The sequence below is a fragment of the Streptodolium elevatio genome (assembly GCF_040649515.1).
In the GTDB taxonomy this organism is placed as follows: Bacteria; Actinomycetota; Actinomycetes; order Streptomycetales; family Streptomycetaceae; genus Yinghuangia; species Yinghuangia elevatio.
The window spans coordinates 15,461-32,916 of the sequence record NZ_JBEZFP010000079.1 but is presented as its reverse complement, the minus strand read 5'-3'; the positions used below and the strand labels follow the sequence as shown (position 1 = coordinate 32,916).

General features: G+C 73.0%; 17 protein-coding genes. 12 read left to right on the top strand and 5 right to left on the bottom strand.

The window, feature by feature from the left end; translation table 11 throughout:
• Window positions 1-128: 128 nt before the first annotated feature.
• Complete coding sequence (locus AB0C36_RS26760; protein WP_358358504.1) at window positions 129-692, bottom strand: PadR family transcriptional regulator; 564 nt, start codon at window positions 690-692, stop codon at window positions 129-131.
• A 112-nt stretch (window positions 693-804) separates the two neighbouring features.
• Here AB0C36_RS26760 and AB0C36_RS26755 point away from each other — a divergent pair, with 112 nt between their 5' ends.
• From AB0C36_RS26755 to AB0C36_RS26745, 3 genes are all read left to right on the top strand, one after another.
• Window positions 805-1,203: a nuclear transport factor 2 family protein gene (locus AB0C36_RS26755; RefSeq protein WP_358358501.1), complete on the top strand. Its 399-nt coding sequence runs from the start codon at window positions 805-807 to the stop codon at window positions 1,201-1,203.
• Window positions 1,204-1,271: 68 nt separating this feature from the next.
• Entirely contained in the window at window positions 1,272-2,150 is an 879-nt protein-coding gene (locus AB0C36_RS26750; protein WP_358358498.1) for a helix-turn-helix domain-containing protein, read from the top strand.
• A gap of 61 nt (window positions 2,151-2,211) precedes the next feature.
• Complete coding sequence (locus AB0C36_RS26745) at window positions 2,212-2,664, top strand: VOC family protein (RefSeq protein WP_358358496.1); 453 nt, start codon at window positions 2,212-2,214, stop codon at window positions 2,662-2,664.
• Window positions 2,665-2,757: 93 nt separating this feature from the next.
• Here the strand turns inward: AB0C36_RS26745 and AB0C36_RS26740 are convergent, their stop codons facing one another.
• Window positions 2,758-3,219 (bottom strand): VOC family protein, encoded by a 462-nt coding sequence (locus tag AB0C36_RS26740; protein ID WP_358358493.1) that lies wholly within the window; start codon window positions 3,217-3,219, stop codon window positions 2,758-2,760.
• Window positions 3,216-3,830, bottom strand: coding sequence for a DinB family protein (locus AB0C36_RS26735; protein WP_358358490.1), 615 nt, complete (start codon window positions 3,828-3,830; stop codon window positions 3,216-3,218). The genes AB0C36_RS26740 and AB0C36_RS26735 overlap by 4 nt, the downstream gene beginning before the upstream one ends.
• Window positions 3,831-3,892: 62 nt before the next feature.
• Here AB0C36_RS26735 and AB0C36_RS26730 point away from each other — a divergent pair, with 62 nt between their 5' ends.
• The 3 genes from AB0C36_RS26730 to AB0C36_RS26720 all read left to right on the top strand — a co-directional run bounded on the left by AB0C36_RS26730 (window position 3,893) and on the right by AB0C36_RS26720 (window position 6,919).
• Complete coding sequence (locus tag AB0C36_RS26730; RefSeq protein WP_358358488.1) at window positions 3,893-4,891, top strand: helix-turn-helix transcriptional regulator; 999 nt, start codon at window positions 3,893-3,895, stop codon at window positions 4,889-4,891.
• A gap of 105 nt (window positions 4,892-4,996) precedes the next feature.
• Window positions 4,997-5,383 (top strand): DUF1330 domain-containing protein, encoded by a 387-nt coding sequence (locus tag AB0C36_RS26725; protein ID WP_358358485.1) that lies wholly within the window; start codon window positions 4,997-4,999, stop codon window positions 5,381-5,383.
• Window positions 5,384-5,542: 159 nt separating this feature from the next.
• Entirely contained in the window at window positions 5,543-6,919 is a 1,377-nt protein-coding gene (locus AB0C36_RS26720) for an NADP-dependent succinic semialdehyde dehydrogenase (RefSeq protein ID WP_358358483.1), read from the top strand.
• A 187-nt stretch (window positions 6,920-7,106) separates the two neighbouring features.
• On the opposite strand, the gene AB0C36_RS26715 is transcribed toward AB0C36_RS26720, so the two are convergent.
• Window positions 7,107-8,021 (bottom strand): MvdC/MvdD family ATP grasp protein, encoded by a 915-nt coding sequence (locus AB0C36_RS26715; RefSeq protein ID WP_358358480.1) that lies wholly within the window; start codon window positions 8,019-8,021, stop codon window positions 7,107-7,109.
• Window position 8,022: 1 nt separating this feature from the next.
• A complete protein-coding gene (locus AB0C36_RS26710) occupies window positions 8,023-8,229 on the bottom strand; it encodes a hypothetical protein (RefSeq protein ID WP_358358477.1) in 207 nt (68 codons plus the stop codon).
• A gap of 862 nt (window positions 8,230-9,091) precedes the next feature.
• Here AB0C36_RS26710 and AB0C36_RS26705 point away from each other — a divergent pair.
• From AB0C36_RS26705 to AB0C36_RS26680, 6 genes are all read left to right on the top strand, one after another.
• Entirely contained in the window at window positions 9,092-11,293 is a 2,202-nt protein-coding gene (locus AB0C36_RS26705) for an AMP-binding protein (protein WP_358358475.1), read from the top strand.
• Window positions 11,290-12,789 carry an AMP-binding protein gene (locus tag AB0C36_RS26700; RefSeq protein WP_358358472.1) on the top strand — a complete coding sequence of 500 codons (1,500 nt, stop codon included), beginning with the start codon at window positions 11,290-11,292 and terminating at the stop codon, window positions 12,787-12,789. The genes AB0C36_RS26705 and AB0C36_RS26700 overlap by 4 nt, the downstream gene beginning before the upstream one ends.
• Window positions 12,786-13,994, top strand: coding sequence for a beta-ketoacyl synthase N-terminal-like domain-containing protein (locus tag AB0C36_RS26695; RefSeq protein ID WP_358358470.1), 1,209 nt, complete (start codon window positions 12,786-12,788; stop codon window positions 13,992-13,994). The genes AB0C36_RS26700 and AB0C36_RS26695 overlap by 4 nt, the downstream gene beginning before the upstream one ends.
• 80 nt (window positions 13,995-14,074) lie before the next feature.
• The gene (locus AB0C36_RS26690; RefSeq protein ID WP_435839121.1) at window positions 14,075-15,157 is read left to right on the top strand and encodes a beta-ketoacyl synthase N-terminal-like domain-containing protein; all 1,083 of its coding nucleotides are present in this window, start codon (window positions 14,075-14,077) and stop codon (window positions 15,155-15,157) included.
• A complete protein-coding gene (locus tag AB0C36_RS26685; RefSeq protein ID WP_358358466.1) occupies window positions 15,154-16,365 on the top strand; it encodes a beta-ketoacyl-[acyl-carrier-protein] synthase family protein in 1,212 nt (403 codons plus the stop codon). The genes AB0C36_RS26690 and AB0C36_RS26685 overlap by 4 nt, the downstream gene beginning before the upstream one ends.
• Window positions 16,362-17,405: a beta-ketoacyl synthase N-terminal-like domain-containing protein gene (locus AB0C36_RS26680; protein ID WP_358358463.1), complete on the top strand. Its 1,044-nt coding sequence runs from the start codon at window positions 16,362-16,364 to the stop codon at window positions 17,403-17,405. The genes AB0C36_RS26685 and AB0C36_RS26680 overlap by 4 nt, the downstream gene beginning before the upstream one ends.
• Window positions 17,406-17,456 lie beyond the last annotated feature (51 nt).

Genomic DNA, 17,456 nt, shown 5'->3' with positions numbered 1-17,456 from the left:
CCGGGATCTTCTTCTTCCTGGTCTGACCGGCGCCGGTCCGGCGCGGATCGGGGGCCGTTCCGGGGTGGGGCCGTGGTCGGTTGGGCTCGGCTTGGGGGCGTCCCGGCCCGCCTCCGTGTCCGATGTCGCTACCGCGTGACGGCGGCGCGTTGCTCGAGGACGGTCAGGGTGCGTTCGCACCAGCCGATGTTCCCGCGTTCGAAGGACAGGCCCCGCATCAGCGTCAGGTAGGGGCCGATCCGGTCCGCGGCGGCGAGGTATTCGTCCTCCGACCGGCCGTCGAGCATGCGGGTGCGCATGGTCTCGTAGCGCGAGATCTTCGCCTCCGCCCGCTTCAGGCGTTCGCGTACGGCCTCCGCCACCGACGCGATGTCGCCGGCGTCGACGGCCTGCACCTTGACCAGGAGCTCGTCGCGGTAGGCGCCGGGGCGCGTCGGCTCCGCGGTGAACGCGCGGAGTGCGGCCCGACCGGTCTCGGTGAGGGAGAACAGCCGCTTGTTGGGGCGGCGTTCCTGCTCCACGACGCGGGCGGCGATCAGGCCGTCGGCCTCCATGCGGTCCAGCTCCCGGTACAGCTGCTGGGGCGTCGCCATCCAGAAGTTCGCCACCGAGGCGTCGAAGCTCTTGGCCAGGTCGTAGCCGGAGGCCTCGCCCCTGAGGAGGGTGGCCATGATCGCGTTGCGCAGCGCCATGCGTGGAGCATAGCCGGGGGTGATTAATCGCAGGCGCGACTAGTCAAAAGCATGACTGGGCACTAGCGTCCCCACTACCTAGTCAACAAATTGAGTATGGAGTGGGCCCGGCATGCACCCCTTCCGCAAGGCCGTCGAAGCCGACGACCACCGCGCCATCGAGGAACTGCTCGCCGAGAACGTCGTGTTCAGCAGCCCTGTCGCGTTCCGGCCGTACGTGGGGAAGGCCATCACCGCGGCCATCCTGCGCGGCGTCGGCCGGGTCTTCGAGGACTTCCACTACGTCCGCGAGATGTCCACCGCGGACGGCCGCGACCACGCGCTGGAGTTCAAGGCCAAAGTCGACGGCATGGACGTGCACGGCTGTGACTTCCTGCATGTCGACGAGCGCGGCCTGATCGACGACTTCGTCGTCATGGTGCGCCCGTTGTCCGCCGCGCAGGCGCTGTCGGCGGCCATGGGCGCCCAGTTCGAGCGGATCCGGCGCGAGGCCGCAGACTCGGCGCCCTGACATCCGCCCTGACCCCACCCCTACCGCGGGGCGGTCTCGGTGTCCGGCGGGCGTCGTAGGCTGCGTACATGGCGGGAAAGCGCGGTTCCGCAGGTGTGGGGGCGGATGCGGCATGCGCCGGCGGCGTTTCGCTGGTGGCGCGGCCGTCCGCGGCCGCGCTCAGGCCGCTGATCCGGTCGTTCGGCTACGCCGAGGCGCGTTTCGCGCACGCGGCCGAGATCGTCCTGCCGAACGGCGGCCCGCAACTGCTGGTGAACCTGGACCTGGACGAGCTGCGCTCGACCGTTCCGGCGGATCCGGGCGGCGACCGGCGTACCCGGGGCGCCGCGGTGCAGGGGCCGTCGACCGGGCCCGTCGTGGTCGATCCGGCCCAGCAGCGTGCCGTCGTGTGGGTGGCGTTCCGTACCGCCGGGGCGCATCCGCTGCTCGGCGTCCCGCTGTCGGCCGTACGCGACCAGCTCGTCGGGCTCGACGACCTGTGGGGCGGCGACGGCACGGTGCTGCGCGAGCGGCTCCTTGCCGCGCATGCGGCCGGCGGTCCGCAGGCGTGCCTGCGGGAACTCGAAGCGGCGCTGCTGGCGCGCGCGGCCGCGCAGGACGGGCCCGACCCGGCGGTGCTGGCGGCCGCCGCGCGGCTCGACCGCGGAGCGTCCGTGCGGACCGCGGCCGACCAGCTGGGCTGGACGCCGCGGCGGCTGACCGCGAGGTTCGACGTGGAGATGGGGCTGTCGCCGAAGCGGTACGCGCGCGTACGCCGGTTCCAGCGCCTGCTGGCGCGTGTGAACGCCTCGGCCGACCCGCCGGACTGGGCCCTGCTCGCGGCCGACGGCGGCTACCACGACCAGGCGCATCTGATCCACGAGTTCCGCGCCCTCGCCGGGATGACCCCGACCGCGTACGCGCCGCGCTCCGCCGCCGAGCCCAACCACGTTCCGCTCGACGGGTGACGGGACGCCCGGCCGCCGATTTCTACAATCCCCCGCGCCGGATCCTGCCGATCATGAAGACATGACAAACACCGATGACAAACAGGCAGTAAACGGGCTCTACCCCCGTCTCGTCGTCTCCGACGGACCCCGTGCCGTGGACTTCTACCGCTCGGTCTTCGGCGCCGAGGAGGTGGAGCGCTACACCGACCCGGACGGCCGGATCGTGCACGCGATGCTGCGCATCGGCGGCGTCCCGGTCGCGCTCAAGGACGAGGCCGACGGCGACCCCGCGCCGACGACGCTCGGCGGATCCCCGGTGATCATCGCCGTCGACGTCGCCGACCCGGATGCCGTCGCCGACGCCATGGTGCGCGGCGGCGCGACGGTGGTGCACCCGGTCGCCGACCATCCCTACGGGCAGCGCGGCGGCCGGCTGGCCGACCCGTTCGGCCACATGTGGATGGTCTTCCGGACCACCGAGGACCTGACACCGGAGGAGATTCAGGAGCGCACCACGCGCATGCACACCTGAGCGGCGTCCGGCGGGCCGACGAATGCCGGGCCGACGACGTCGGATGGGTGACGCCCGGGGTGACGCCCGGCGGGCCGGCGGCGTCGGGCGGCGTCAGTCGAGGCAGAACTCGTTGCCCTCGGGGTCGGCCATCACGATGAAGCCGGTGCTCATCGGCGGCTCGGGCTCGAAGCGCCGGACGCGCTCGGCACCCAGCTCGACGAGCCGGGCGCACTCGGCCTCCAGCGCCGCCATCCGGTCCTCGCCCTCGAGGCCGGGGGCGGCGCGGACGTCGAGGTGGACCCGGTTCTTGGCGGTCTTGCCTTCTGGCACCTGCTGGAAGAACAGCCGCGGCCGCCGGCCGTCCGGGTCCTCGAGCGCGGACCGCGTGTTGCGCTGGTCCTCCGGTACGCCCAGGCCCGCCAGGAATTCGTCCCACGCGGCCAGCGGGTCGGCGCCTTCGGGCAGGTCGACCCCGGGCGGGCCGGGATGGACGTAGCCGAGGACGTCGCGCCAGAAGGACGACAGCGCCCGCGGGTCGTGGGCGTCGAACGTCACCTGGAAGTCGCGGCTCATGGGGTTGCTCCAATCGTCGGGGTGGCCGTAGCGGTGTACCCGCCGACGCGCCGAGTGTGCATGTGGAGGTCGCGCAGCAGGCAGACCTCCGCCGTGTGGTGGATCAGTTCGCGGTGGATGTGCAGCACCAGGTCGGCCATCGGGGCTTCGGGGAACGGCTCGCCGTCGCCCATCGGGCGGCGCAGTCCCTCGTCGCCCAGGCGGCGTACCCCGTCCAGCCACACCGCGACCTGGGTGTCGAGCTGGTCGAGCGCGGCGGCGGCCGTGCCGGCGTACTCCCACGTCTCGTACGAGGCCGCGGGCGCGCCGAAATGTGCCGCGCTCCGCGCCGCGAGCACACCGACGGTCACATGCCCCAGCCGCCACGCGATGGTGGTGAACGGCGTGGGGTCCGACGGCGCGGGGTCGTAGTCGATCGTGAAGGCTCCGGCGCCGAGCTGTAAGGGGGCCGAGGACGTGCCGCGCGGGCGCACGCCCCAGGCGTCGGGGACCGGCGACCACGCGTACTCCTCGTCCGTGAGGCCGTCGAGTCGCGCTCGAACCTGGTGGTTCCAATGGAACTCCCACTGCGCGCGGAACGCCGCGTTCCAGTCGAATCCGTCTGCATCCATGGAGCCACCATGACACCGATAGCGGACAGGACACGTCCGCTATCTCTGGCAAAGTGGACACCATGAGTGCGCCGGAAGCGGAAGGGCTCGACACCACGGAGCGGGTGCTGACCCTGCTCGGCCTGCTCCAGCAGCGCCAGGTCTGGACCGGGGCCGAACTCGCCCGGCAGCTCGGGGTCACGCCGCGGACGGTACGCCGCGACGTCGAGCGGCTGCGCACCCTCGGCTACCTGATCCAGGCCGACCAGGGCGTCGGCGGCGGATACCGGTTGGGCCCCGGACAGGACCTGCCGCCGCTGCTCCTCGACGACGAGGAGGTCATCGCCGTGGTGGCCGCGCTGCTCGCGGGCGCCGGCGGGGCGGGCGGAGTCGGCGGCGCGGTCGCCGGGGATGCCGCGCTGCGGGCGCTGAGCAAGCTCGACCGACTGCTGCCGGTCCGGTTGCGGGACCAGGTGCGGGCGCTGTCCGGATCGGTGGAGTCCTTCGGCGGCGCATCCGCGGTGGTCGACCCGGGGGTCCTCATGCTGCTCGCGCGCGCCTGCCGGGACGAGGTCGAGGCGGCGTTCGCCTACCCCTCCGGCGGCGCGGCGCCCGGAAGCGGCAGGCGGCGGCGGGTCGAGCCCTATCGGCTGGTCGCGTCCGACCGGCGCTGGTACCTCCTGGCCTACGACCTCGACCGCGACGACTGGCGCAGCTTCCGCGTCGACCGGATGACCGACGTGTCGGCACGGACCTTCCGCTTCCGGCCGCGCCCGGCGCCGGACGCCGCGACGTACGTGCAGGAGGGCGTGGCGAGCCGGGTCTACCCGCACCAGGCGCGTTTCCTCGTGCACGCGCCCGCGGACACGGTGCGGGCACAGGTCCCGGCGTCCGCCGCGGTGGTCCGCCCGCACGGCCGCGGCAGCTGCGAACTGCTCAGCGGAGCCGACCGGTTGGACGCCGTGCTCATGCACGTGTTGTTGCTGGGACACGACTTCGAGGTCCTGGACCCTCCCGACCTCAAGGAGCAGTGCCGGACGCTGGCCGAACGACTGCGCGCGGCCGGTGCGCCCGACCGGTGACACCGCCTCGACCCGGGCAGCGCGGCGTACGCGGTCACCTCGGGGAAATGCCTATGCGCGACTGATTCCCCGGCCGCCGGGCCGCCGTAGGTTGTCGGGTGTCGGGTGTCGGCAGGAAAGCGGGCGCTCCGGCGGCACCGGGCGCCCCTCGGACAAGGAGACGCACACCATGACCGCGTACGCCATCGCCCACGTGCACAGCACCGAGTTCTCGTCGAGTACCTGGAGCGGATCGACGAGACCCTTGAGGCATTCGGCGGCCGGTTCATCGTGCACGCGTCGCCGAACAAGCGCGGGGTGGAAGGTGATTGGCCGGGAGACGCCATCGTGATCGAGTTCCCGTCGATGGCGGAGGCGAACGCGTGGTGGGAATCCCCGGAGTACCGGGAGATCCTTCAGCTGCGCACCGCGCACATGGTCGCCGACATCATCCTCATCGAGGGGGTGCCGGCGGGCTACCGGGCAAAGGACGCGGTCAAGAAGCTTGCGTAGTGCGGTGGTGGCCGTGGTGGCCAAAGTGGCCCCGGTGGCTGTGGAACGGTTGAACCGTTCCGGGCCGGCCCCCGGAAAACGAGCGAGCGGCTGACGTACGAGCGGGGGAATCCTGGGCCGAGCCGGTGGCATTCCCGTGGGACTGGGAAGCAGCACCGTATGACTGTCGCATCCGTGAACCCCGCCACCGGCGAGACGCTGAAGACCTTCGAGCCCCTGGGCGCGGACGAAGTGGACGGGCGCATCGCCGTCGCGCACCGCACCTTCCTGGAGTACCGACGCACGTCGTTCGCCGACCGGGCGCGCCGGATGAACGCCGCGGCGGATGTCCTGGACGCCCGGCAGGACGAGATCGCCCGCGTGATGACCGCCGAGATGGGCAAGCCGATCGCGGCCGCCCGGGCCGAGGCCGCCAAATGCGCGACGACGATGCGGTTCTACGCCGAGCACGCGGAGGGCTTCCTCGCCGACGACCCACTCGCCGACCCGTCCCGGGTCAAGGCCTCGGCGGCCATGGTCCGGTGGCAGCCGCTGGGCGTGGTGCTCGCGGTGATGCCCTGGAACTTCCCGCTGTGGCAGGTCGTCCGCTTCGCCGCTCCGGCGCTCATGGCCGGGAACACCGGTCTGCTCAAGCACGCCTCCAACGTGCCGCAGACCGCGTTGTTCCTGGAGGAGCTGTTCCTCGAGGGCGGGTTTCCGCGCGGCTGCTTCCAGACGCTGCTGATCGGCTCGGGCCAGGTCGAGCGCGTCCTGCGGGACGACCGGGTCGCGGCGGCGACGCTGACCGGCAGCGAGGCCGCCGGACGCTCGGTGGCCGCGATCGCGGGCGACGAGATCAAGAAGACCGTGCTGGAGCTGGGCGGCAGCGACGCCTTCGTGGTGATGCCGTCCGCCGACCTGGCGGCCGCGGTGTCCACGGCGGTCACCGCCCGGGTACAGAACAACGGCCAGTCCTGCATCGCCGCGAAGCGGTTCATCGTGCACGAGGCGGTGTTCGACGCGTTCGCCGACGCCTTCACCGCACGCATGCGCGACCTGCGGGTGGGGGACCCGGCGGACGAGGCGACCGACGTGGGTCCGCTGGCCACCGAGCAGGGGCGTACGGACGTCGCCGAACTGGTCGCGGACGCCGTCGCGCAAGGCGCCACCGTGCTGTGCGGCGGCGAGGTCCCCGACGGCCCCGGCTGGTTCTACCCGCCGACGGTGCTCACCGAGGTCACCCCGGCGATGCGGATGTACGCCGAGGAGGTCTTCGGGCCGGTCGCGCAGCTGCACCGGGTGGCGTCCGCGGACGAGGCGGTCCGGGTCGCCAACGCGACCTCGTTCGGCCTCGGCTCCGCCGCGTGGACCACCGACGCCGCCGAGCGCGAGTTGTTCGTCGGGGAACTGGAGGCCGGCGCGGTGTTCGTCAACGGCATGGTGGCGTCCTCTCCGGACCTGCCGTTCGGCGGGATCAAGCGCTCCGGCTACGGCCGCGAGCTCGCGGCCCTGGGGATCCGGGAGTTCTGCAACGCCAAGACGGTGTGGGTGGCCTGAACGGAACCGGCACAGGGCGGCGGCCGCGCGCGCCCGGGCCCAGGCCCGGCCGCGGCCGTCGCCTCGCGTACGGTCCTCCGCGCGTACCGCGCGTACCGCGCGCAGGTCGGGCGGCCGACGTGCACGCCGACCGCGGACCGGCCGAGATACGCGTACTCCCGGGCGCGCACACGCGAGGTCAGTGCTGTCATGTCCGCTCGTCTCCTTGTAGCCATCGGGCCACGGTCGCGGTGATCGGGGCGCGGGTGGCGATCTCCTGGAAGCCGAATTCGGGGTTCGCGTTGGCGTCCAGGAACCACAGCGTGCCGTCGGCGGCCTCGGCGAGGTCGAAGGCGACCAGGTTGAGGGCCGCCCGGCGGCGGTACGTGCGGAGCCGGGCCGCCGTGTGCTCGTCCAGGTCCTCGGCGCTGTAACGGCATTCGCGCGGTCGCGTACGCCAGTCGAGCTCCGCATCGGTGATCCGGCAGGCGAACACCTCGTCGCCCACCAAGGTCACCCGCCAGTCCGCGGCCTTCGGGGTGACCTCGCGCTGCAGCAGGCACAGGGCGCCGCCGATGCCGGTGAGGTCGTCACCGGGCGAGATGCGGAAGACGGGGGCGAACTCGGTGAAGCGCTGCGTGGTCGGCTTCACGACGGTGGGCCCGCCCGCGATGAACGCGGATGCCTCCTTCTCGTCCGTCGTCACCAGGGTCTGGGGGACCGCCAGACCGACCTGGTGGGCCAGTTCCAGCTGCACCGGCTTGGGGCGGACGCGTGCCACCGCGGCCGGGGTGTTCATCCAGCGCCCGGCCTCGGTGGCGTTGCGCAGCATGCCTTCCAGCAGGCTGGTCGTCTCGTCGGCCGCCCACGCCTCGTCGCCGGTCAGGTCGCGCGCCGGGGTTGGCTTGCGCCACCAGACGGACGCGCCGGGCGGCACGACGCGGTTGTCCACCAGGCACGGGCCGTCCGGAGCCGGCGCGTTCAGGAGCGTGCCGGGACGCAGGCGTCCCGGGTCGAGTCGGACGAAGCTGTCCCGCGGGAGTCCGCGTACGACCATGTCGGCCGTGTAGTCGTCGTCGCTGGTGACGACGACGAAGCGGACCTCCCGCGCGCCGACCGGCATTTCAGTCGTCGTCCTTCTTGGCCCCGATGGGCGGTGGATGATTGGTGATGGTGAACCCGAACATGACGGTTCCGACCGTCTCCACCAGGACGGATCCGTCGCCGTCGAGGATGTTGAGGCCGGCGCCGTGGTCGTAGTGGTGGGCGGGGAGCGCGGCCGGCGCGGGGTCGAATGACGGGCCTCTTTCGCGAAGTGCCAGATAGCTCATGGAGTTCTCCGTCTCGGTACGGGAATCGGGCCATCGGCTGCCCAGGACACCGCCCCTCGGGGAAACGGGGCGGTGTCCGGTCGTGTCGAGTGTTGTCGGGGTCTCTCCGGGGTCGGGATCGCATTCGCGGACCGGCGGCGGCTTACGCGGCAGATGCCGCGGACCTGGGTGGCTCATATCCAAGACGCGCGAGCACGGCCCGGGGGCTACTCGCGGATGTCCCGGCGTCGCGGTCGGCCGGACGCGGGTCGGAGTCGCCCTCCTGGCCGCGACCGCGTTCGCGCCGGTCGTCCGCTCGTACGCCTGCCGGGCAGGCGCCCCCGAACGCAGATGCCGGTGCCGGACATCGATCACTCCTTGTTCGGCAACAGACGTCCCTGTCAATGGTGTTCGTATGGACACCGGTTCCATACTGCCTGCCTGGAACCGTCGCCCAAACAGTTGCGGACGGCTACAGAAGCAGTGCCCGGAATTGTCCTGGGCAAGCCGTCACGGGAAACGCCGGTTGACGCGGCGTCAGGGGAACGCTCAGGAAAGGCCGTTCTGCGGGACGACCCCGGATGACCCGGGCGACCCGGGCGGCCCGGGCGACTCGGGCGACCTGGGCGGCCCGACCCGGACGACCCAGATGACCCGGGCAGCCCAGATGACCCGGGCGCCCGCGGTCGACTGCGGGAGTTGCGTACGCGCACATGATGCGCCGCCCACACGCGGCGATTCTTGCGCAACCGGTCCCGCTGGGTGCGCAAGCCGTTGCCGCCGACCGGACCGCATGGGTGCACTGGGGCTGTTCCCGCCGCATCGGCTCGCCGACGCGCGGAGCGCGGAACACCGCGTCGGCCCACCGAGAATCGGGGATCCCATGCTTGCTGCCCACCGCACCCTGCTCCCGCGCCCGGCACGTGTCGCCCTGGCCGGGGACCCCGGTCTCGGGGGCGGCAACCTGTGGCGGACCGCGTTGGAGCACAGCCGGGCCCCCGACGTACCGGTGCTGGTGTCGGACCCGCCGCTCGAATTCGGCGACGGTACGCGGCGCTCGGCTTTCAGCATCGCCGAACTCGACGCCCTCGCCGATGCCTGGGCCAGTCGCTATGTCGACCGGGGCGTCCGGCCGCGCGACCGGGTCGTGGTCTTCGTCGAGGACTCCTTCGAGGACCAGCTGCACTTGGCCGCGCTCGCCCGGATCGGCGCGATCGCCGTCGTCGTGAACGGCCGGATGCCGGCGGACACGGCGCTCGGTCTGATGGCCCGCGCCGCGCCCGTCGGCCTCTACACGGATCCCGCCCACCTCCAACTCCTCGACGGCCGTCATATGGAGCTGCCCGGTTTGCGCTGGGCGATCACCGCGGAGGCGGCGGCGGAGCCGGGCGACCCGGTCCTGCCGGACAAGGCCAGGTACCGGCACGACGACGCCGACCCGGTCTTCCTGTGCCACTCTTCCGGGACCACCGGCAACCCGAAGCTGGTCACGTGGACCCACCGGCAGAGCGTCGCGGGCGCACGCTTCCGGCTCGCGACCCAGCCGGAGCCCGAGGACTCCCTGCTGCTGTGCGCGGCGCCGCTGTCGCACGGAGCCGCCATCGCGGTGACGTCCTTCGCGCTGCTGGCCGGCATGCCGATCGTCGCCCTCGCCGACCGCAGTGCAGCCGGGCTGGCCCGGGGAGCGGCCACGCACCGGCCGACGACGGTCTTCGCGTTCAACCACTCGCTGGCGGAACTCGCCGTCTCGGAGGCCGACCCCGATGACTTCGCCTCGGTCCGGGACTGGGTGAACGTCGGCGACTCCGCTCACGAGGCGCACGTACGCTCCCTCGTCCGCCTCGGCCACCGCACTGTGGACGGCGCCGCCCGGCCGGGTTCGGTCTTCCACGACATCCTGGGCTCGTCCGAACTCGGCTGGGCCGCGCTGCGCCGCACCACGACACCGGACACCCCCTCCTCGCCGCGCCACCTCGGCCGACCGGTGTTCGCGATGAAGGCGGCGGTCCTGCGTGAGGACGGCAGCCACGCCGAGGTGGGCGAGGTCGGCATGCTGGGCGTACGCGGCGAATCGGTGACCACCGGCTACTGGAACGACTCCGACACCTCCCACCGCAGCCGCCTCGCCGGCTACTTCCTGTCCGGCGACCTGGTACGCCGCACCGCCATGAACGACTACTTCCACGTCGACCGCATCGTCGACGCGATCCACACCGCGACCAAGACGGGCCACTCGGTGCTCATGGAGGAGGTGATCCTCCTCGCCCTGCCGGAGGCCGCCGACTGCGCGGTGGTGGCGGGCGGTGCCGGCGGCGCGGGAGAGGGAGACGACGGAGACGGAGAGGGCCGCGCGGCCGTGCCCGTGGCGGTCGTCACGTTGCGGGCGAACAGCCCGGGCCGGGCGACCGGCCCGGACCGCACGCAGGCCCGGGACCGCGCGAACGCCGCGGACGCCGCGGAACTCCTGGCACGGGCCAACACCGCGCTCGCCGCGGTCGGCCAACCCGACCTGGGCGCGCTGGAGATCGCCGTCCACGAGGCGGATCTGCCGGTCGGCGCGACCGGCAAGGTCCTCAAGCGCCAGTTGCGCGAGAAGTACCGTGATCTGCCCGGCTATTTGGCCAAGGCACGCAACGCCGTGATCGCCGCCGTCCCGGCGGGGGTCCGGGAATCTGCGGGCACGGAGCCCGCCGCGTACGCCGGTTCGGACGACGAGGCGGCGGCGGTCGAGGGCCTGCGCGCGATCGCGGCGGCGGTGCTGGAGATGGAGCCCGACCGGATCACCACCGACGCCCCGTTCTACGCGCAGCTGGAGATGGACTCGCTGCAGAAGACGGAATTCGTCGCACGCGTCGAACGCGCCTTCCAGGCACGCTTCGACGCCGAGGAGGCGGCGGCGATGGACTCCCTGGGCGACGTGCTCTCCGCCTTGCGCCGTGCGGGCACGCCTGTTCGCGCCCAAGACGTGACGTCGGACGCCGGTGCGGGGGCAGGACTCGGTGCGAGTGCGAGTGCGAGTGCGAGTGCGAGTGCGAGTGCGAGTGCCGGTACCAGTGCCGTTTCCGGGGACGGAGGTTCGCGATGAATCCCGTCGATCTCCTCCTGCTCCGGCACGTGGCGGCGGGCCAGGGCGGCCGTACATGCGTCACCGACCGCGACGGCGCCATGACCTACGCCGAACTGACCTCGGCCGCAAAGGCCTACGCGGGGACGCTCGCGGCGGCCGGAGTGCGCTGCGGCTCCCGCGGCCTGGTGGTCTCCGACGACACCGCGGACGCCGTGGTCGCGGTGCTCGGCCTGTGGTGGCACGGCTGCGTCCCCGTCGTCCTCAGCCCGATGCTGCGCGACCCCGAACTCGCCTTCATCGCCGGGGACTGCGCCGCCGAGTTCGCGGACCTGCGCCTCCCGCCGGAGCGCCGCCGGGAGTTGAGCGCGGCCTTCGCCCGCCCGCCGGTGCTGCGGCACGAACTCCCGGATGCGGAAAGTCCGGACCTGGACCCCGGCGCGCCCGCGGAGTTCGACGGCGCGGCCGAGGTGCTGGTGCAGTACACGTCGGGAAGTACCGGCCGACCACGCGGCGTCCGGCATTCCCTCGACGGACTGCGGGCGGTCCTCGCCGGATTCGGCAGCGTCCTGGCCCTCTCCCCGGCGGACACCGTCCTGTCGACCGCCAAACTGTCCTTCGGCTACGGTTTCGGCAACTCCCTGCTCTTCCCCCTCGCGGCCGGCGCCGCCGCGGTCCTGCTCACCGGCCCCGTCGACGCGTTCTCCGTGACCGCGGCGATCCGACGGCACCGGCCGACCGTGCTGTGCGCGGTGCCGAGGGTGTACGAGTCCTTGGTCGCCGCCGCCGAACGGGGCGGACAACCGGACACCGCCTCCATACGCCTCGCCGTCGCGGCCGGTGAGCACCTGCCCGCGGACCTGTCCCGCCGCGCCACGGCGGCCTTCGGGTTCCCGTTGGTCAACGGGCTGGGCGCCACCGAACTCCTGCACATCGTCCTCGCCACCGCGCCGGACGCGCCGCTGCACGGCTCCACGGGCGAACCGGTGCCCGGCGTGACGGCGACCGTGCGCGACGACGACGGAACGCCCCTGCCGCCGGGGGTGCAAGGGCGTCTGCACATCGCCTCCGCGTGCGCCGCCCTCGGCTACATCGACCGGCCCGATGCCGAGGCACGGACGTTCGCCGACGGCGGCGTCTATCCCGGCGACGTGGTCCACCGCACGCCCGAAGGCGATTTCAGGCACGTGTGCCGCAGCGACGACCTGCTGAACATCGGCGGCCACAAAGTGGCCCCGGCGGAGATCGAGGGCCTGCTGAAGGGCGTCGCCGGGATCGCCGACTGCGCGGTGGTCGCGGACCGGGACGAGGCCGGTCTGCAACAGGCCGTCGCGTACGTCGTCCCGGGGCCGGACGCCGTCGACGCCGACGTACGCCGGGCCGCACTCGGCGTGATCCGCGACAAGCTGCCGCCCCATCGGCGCCCCTCGCGCGTCGAACTCATCGCGGCGTTGCCGACCACGTCCACCGGCAAGCTCGCCCGCTTCCGCCTGCGCACCCTCCAGCAGGCGCGATGACGACGGACATCATCGGCATGGGCGCGATCGCCTGCCTCGGGGACGAACCCCGTTCCATCCACCGGGCGTTGTGCCGCGCGGAGACCGGCGTCGGACCGCTCCGGGCCTTCGACAGCAGCCGCTACCGGGTGAAGAACGCCTACGAAATCGACGACCGCACCGGGCCCGACGGCGATCGGCCCGACGGCGGTCGGCCTGGCCGCGAAGAGCCCATCCGCGACGAGCCCGGCCGGGCCACCCGCTGGCTGCGCGCCGTCGTCGCCGATGCGCTCGCCGACGCGGGCCTGACGGACCCCGCGAGCCCGGACGCCTCCGCAGCCGCGGTCGCCGACATCCCGGTGATCGTCGGAACGACCCTGCGCGAGCTCCGCTCCGCCGAGCTCTGGTGGCGGGACGGCACCGAACTGGAGCCCGCGGACCTGCACTTCGCCGACGCCATGCGGGACGCCTTCGGGACGACGCGTACCCACACCGTGGCCAGTGCGTGCGCGGCCTCCTTGTACGCACTTGCCATGGCGACCGACCTGATCGACCTAGGCCTGGCCGACACCGTGGTGGTGGCCGGCTCCGACTCGATCGCGGAAAGCTCGTTCGGCGCACTCGACCGCGTGCAGAATCCGCCGCCGCAGTCGATCCGGCCGTTCGACCGGGCCCGGCGCGGCATGGTGATGGGAGAGGGCGCCGCGGCGGTCGTGCTGAGCCGCGGCGGCAGCCACCGGCAGCCGGCGCGGGCCCGCGTACGCGGCGTCGCCGTGAACTGCGACGCCGCCCACCCGGCCGTTCCGGACCCGGAAGGCGTCGCGGCAGTCGTCCGAGACGCGCACCGGCGCGCTGCCATCGCTCCCGACGAGATCGACCTCGTCGTGGTGCACGGCAGCGGCACGCACCACAACGATCTCGTCGAATCCGAGGTTCTGGGCAAGGTGTTCGGCACGTCGATCCCGGGGCCGCTGGTCACCTCGATCAAGTCAGGGGTCGGGCACACCTGCGGAACCTCCGGGCTGATGAGCCTCGTCGTCGCGGTTCTCGCCCTCCAAACGGGTGAACTTCCGCCCATCGGAGGCCTGTCCGACCCGATGCCCGAGGCCGGCAACCTGCGCTTGGTCGCCGACGGGCCCGCCCTCGGCAGCTTCTCCACCGCGCAGATCCACGCGATCGGACTCGGCGGCATCAACGCGGTGGCTGTGGTCGGGAGGGCGTCATGACTCTCTTGCCGACGGAACTACCGCCGCTCCCGGCGCCTTTGCCCGTCACGAGTCCGGTCCCGCTGTTCGCGTCGCGTCCGGTGATCACCGCTTGCGGACTCGCCGTCTCCGGTGTCGCAGACGAACGCGACCTATTGGGCGGACCGTTGGGCATCACGCGGGAGGATCCGAGTGCATCGGGACCGGGACTTCGGCACAAGGACCGTGCCTCCCGCATGGCCCTTCGCGCGGTACGACGGGCCCTCGACGCGGCGGCGATCGACGCTCCCGCGGCGACCGCGGTCGTCGTCAGCAGCAACTTCGGCAACCTCGACACCGTCTGCGACTTCACCGACACCATCGCGGCGGAGACCGTGACAGGCCTCAGCCCCTTGCGCGTTCCGCACATGTCGAGCCACGTCACCGCCGCCTGGGTGGCGATCGAGCACGGCCTGCGCGGGCCCAACCTCACCTTGTGCAGCGGCACGCCCGGCGGATTGGACGCGGTGTTCTGGGCCGCGGCACTGCTTGCCGCCGGACGCGCCGAGGTCGCGGTCGTCGTCGGCGTCGAGCCGGACACCGCACCGGTCGCCCGGCTGCACCGCGAACGCGGCGGCACCGCATGGCTGGACGGAGCGGTCTGCCTCGTGGTCGAGAACGCCGCCCACGCGGCGTCGCGCGGGGCGCGGGTCCGGGCTGCGGTCTCCGGCTACGGCAAGGCGACCGACCGTGCCGAGGCGGTCCGGCAGGCGTTGAAGGCGTACGACCGCCCGATCGGGCTACGGGTCGCGGCGGGCCGGGACAGGCCTGGGCCCGGGGCTCGGGCCGGGGTCGGGCCTTCGCCTCAGGACGGGCCCGTCCTGGACCTGACCGGCCGCCTGGGCCGGTGCTCCGGAGCCCTCGGCGTCCTGCAATGCGCGGCCGCTTTGGCGTGGTTCGACCGTCCCGCCTGGGAAGTGGAACGCAGCCGGGGCCCGGTCGCGGACTCGGTCCTGGCGATCGCGGGCGCCGGGCGGGACGTCTCGGCGGAGGCCGGCCCCGGGAGCGGGGTCAGGCCTGGCACTGGGAGCGGGACCCGGGCCGGGGGCGCCGCCGGGGCGGACGGCGAAGGCGATCCGAGCGGCGTGTCGGCGTTGTTGCTCACGCGGCCCGCACCCGACGGCTCGGGACGGGTGCCGTCATGACCGCCGCGAACGCCGATGACCGCAGGGTGGTGGTCACGGGCCTGGGGGCCGTCTCGTGTCTGGGGGCGGGAGTCCCGGCGTACTGGAGCGGCCTCGTCGCGGGCGGTACGTCGACCCGCGAGGTCGAACTGCGGCACATGAACATGAGGGCGACCCGGATGTACCTGGTGCCGGATGCCGCCGTTCCCGACCGTCCGCGCAGCCAGGGCGGCGTGCCGCTCGGCCGGGTTCCGCGGATGGCCGTCGCCGCCGCGTTCGAAGCCCTCGCCGATGCCGGGATCGGCGCACCCGAGCGCGCCGGGATGCCCGTCGTCATGGGCGCCGAGATGGGCAACGCCAGCGTGCAGGAGGAACAGCGCGGCGTGTCCGGCGCCGGCCGGCCGCCGTGGACGCCGCTCGCGGTCGCCGCCGCGGCGGTGGGTGGGGCCATCGGCTCCCGGCGAAGCAACATCAGTGTCGGAAACGCGTGTTCGTCGGGCGGCTATGCGCTGGGTGTCGCACTCGACATCATCCGGTCCGGTGAGGCACCCGCGGTCCTGGTCGGCGGTGCGGACGGGATCACCCGCGTCGGGATGGGCGGACTCGACCGGCTCGGCGCCGTCGACCCGCGCGACTGCCGCCCGTTCGCGCTCGACCGTTCGGGCACGGTCTTCGCCGACGGCGCCGCCATGCTGGTGCTGGAGTCGGCCGCGCACGCCGAGCGGCGCGGGGCGGTCGTCCACGCGGAGCTCGCCGGCGTGGCGTGGAGCTGCGACGCGTACCACCTGACCTCGCCGGATCCGGAGGCGGCGCAGTTGGTCCGCGCCATGGGCGAAGCCCTGGCGGACGCCGGACTGCGCCCGGACCGGATCGGCTGCGTCCTGCCGCACGCCACCGGAACCCCGGTCAACGACGCGGTGGAAACCCTGGCCCTGCGCCGGGTTTTCGGCGAACTCCGACATAAGATCCCGCACTTCGCACTCAAGGCGCTGGTCGGACACAACTCCTCGGCGGCCGCGGTCTTCGCGTGTCTGACGGCCGTGCTGATGGTCGCCCGGGGGCAGATTCCCGCGAACGCTCCCGTACGTCAGGACCCCGCGTGCGACGTATGGCTGCCGCAGGAGGGCACGCTGCGCCTGGAGCATCCGGCGGTGCTGGTGAACACCTGCGCGTTCGGCGGCAACAACTCCTCGTTCGTGCTGACCGGAGAGCGGGGGTGGACGGCATGAGCCCCGGGGCGACCCGCATCCGTGTCACCGGTCTGGGCCTGACGGCCCCGGGCGTCGATCGTCCGGACCGGGCCCTGGAGATTCAACCCGATGCACCCGCAGGCTGGTTCGACACCGCGACCGCTCTGCCGGGCCGCGGCTACCGCCGACTCCCGCCCGGTGCCCTCTACTTGCTGGCGGCCGCACGTGCCGCATGGGCGGACCGCGGGCCGTGGATCGCGGCGGTGCCGGCGGCGAGCCGGGGAGCCGTGGTGGGGACCAACAACGTCGGGGCTTCCCTCATCGAGGAGTTCGACCGCACGATCATCGACCTCGGCGCCGCGGAACTGTCTCCCGCGCGAGCGCCGTACATGGCCATGAGCATGTTCGCGGCCCGCCTGGCGCCGGAGCACGAGCTGCGCGCGTTCGACCTCACCACCAACTCACCGGCCGTGGCGGGGCTGGACGCGCTCCAGGCGGCCGCACGTGCCCTTGCCGCCGGACGCGCTTCGGTCGTACTGGCCGGGGCCGTCGAGGAACCGCCCGCGCCGGTCCAGCGGTTGGACCACCCGCGGGGAAGCCGGGCCGACGGCGCGGACCCGGGAGCCGCGTTCGACGCGGGAGCGGCCGTGCTGGTCTGCGAACCCGCGGAGGAATCCGCGGACGGCGGATTCGGGTACGGGCACTGCTCGGTGCGCAGCGCGTTCCTCCCGGAACAGGACTCGGACACGGTGTCCGCGGTACTTGACGCACTTTGGGACGAACTCGCCGACGAGGGGCCGCCACCCGCCCGCATCGACACCGTGCTCGACGACTCCGCTACCGGCCGAGCGGTGGCCGCGTGGCTCGGCAGACGCGTAACGCGCGGCAGCATCACGGCCGTTCCCACGGCACCCGGGGGCGGATGCCTGACCCCGGTCCGCCGCGTCCTCGGCCGACTCGCCACACCCGGCGAGAACCCGGCGCGAACCGCGGTCCTCGCCGCCTCCGCGCACGGCCACATCTCGATCGCGGACGTCACCCCGACGCGCCAGGCACTCACCAGCCGGCACACCCTCTGACCGCAAGCAGCTACCGCGGTCAGCAACTGCACGCAACGACTGCACGCAACG

Coding starts and splice junctions, on each gene's coding strand:
- AB0C36_RS26685 (WP_358358466.1), top strand. CDS start 15,154: ATGACCGCCGCGAACGCCGATGACCGCAGGGTGGTGGTCACGGGCCTG.
- AB0C36_RS26735 (WP_358358490.1), bottom strand. CDS start 3,830: ATGGATGCAGACGGATTCGACTGGAACGCGGCGTTCCGCGCGCAGTGG.
- AB0C36_RS26730 (WP_358358488.1), top strand. CDS start 3,893: ATGAGTGCGCCGGAAGCGGAAGGGCTCGACACCACGGAGCGGGTGCTG.
- AB0C36_RS26720 (WP_358358483.1), top strand. CDS start 5,543: ATGACTGTCGCATCCGTGAACCCCGCCACCGGCGAGACGCTGAAGACC.
- AB0C36_RS26705 (WP_358358475.1), top strand. CDS start 9,092: ATGCTTGCTGCCCACCGCACCCTGCTCCCGCGCCCGGCACGTGTCGCC.
- AB0C36_RS26755 (WP_358358501.1), top strand. CDS start 805: ATGCACCCCTTCCGCAAGGCCGTCGAAGCCGACGACCACCGCGCCATC.
- AB0C36_RS26680 (WP_358358463.1), top strand. CDS start 16,362: ATGAGCCCCGGGGCGACCCGCATCCGTGTCACCGGTCTGGGCCTGACG.
- AB0C36_RS26695 (WP_358358470.1), top strand. CDS start 12,786: ATGACGACGGACATCATCGGCATGGGCGCGATCGCCTGCCTCGGGGAC.
- AB0C36_RS26700 (WP_358358472.1), top strand. CDS start 11,290: ATGAATCCCGTCGATCTCCTCCTGCTCCGGCACGTGGCGGCGGGCCAG.
- AB0C36_RS26710 (WP_358358477.1), bottom strand. CDS start 8,229: ATGAGCTATCTGGCACTTCGCGAAAGAGGCCCGTCATTCGACCCCGCG.
- AB0C36_RS26715 (WP_358358480.1), bottom strand. CDS start 8,021: ATGCCGGTCGGCGCGCGGGAGGTCCGCTTCGTCGTCGTCACCAGCGAC.
- AB0C36_RS26745 (WP_358358496.1), top strand. CDS start 2,212: ATGACAAACACCGATGACAAACAGGCAGTAAACGGGCTCTACCCCCGT.
- AB0C36_RS26760 (WP_358358504.1), bottom strand. CDS start 692: ATGGCGCTGCGCAACGCGATCATGGCCACCCTCCTCAGGGGCGAGGCC.
- AB0C36_RS26740 (WP_358358493.1), bottom strand. CDS start 3,219: ATGAGCCGCGACTTCCAGGTGACGTTCGACGCCCACGACCCGCGGGCG.
- AB0C36_RS26750 (WP_358358498.1), top strand. CDS start 1,272: ATGGCGGGAAAGCGCGGTTCCGCAGGTGTGGGGGCGGATGCGGCATGC.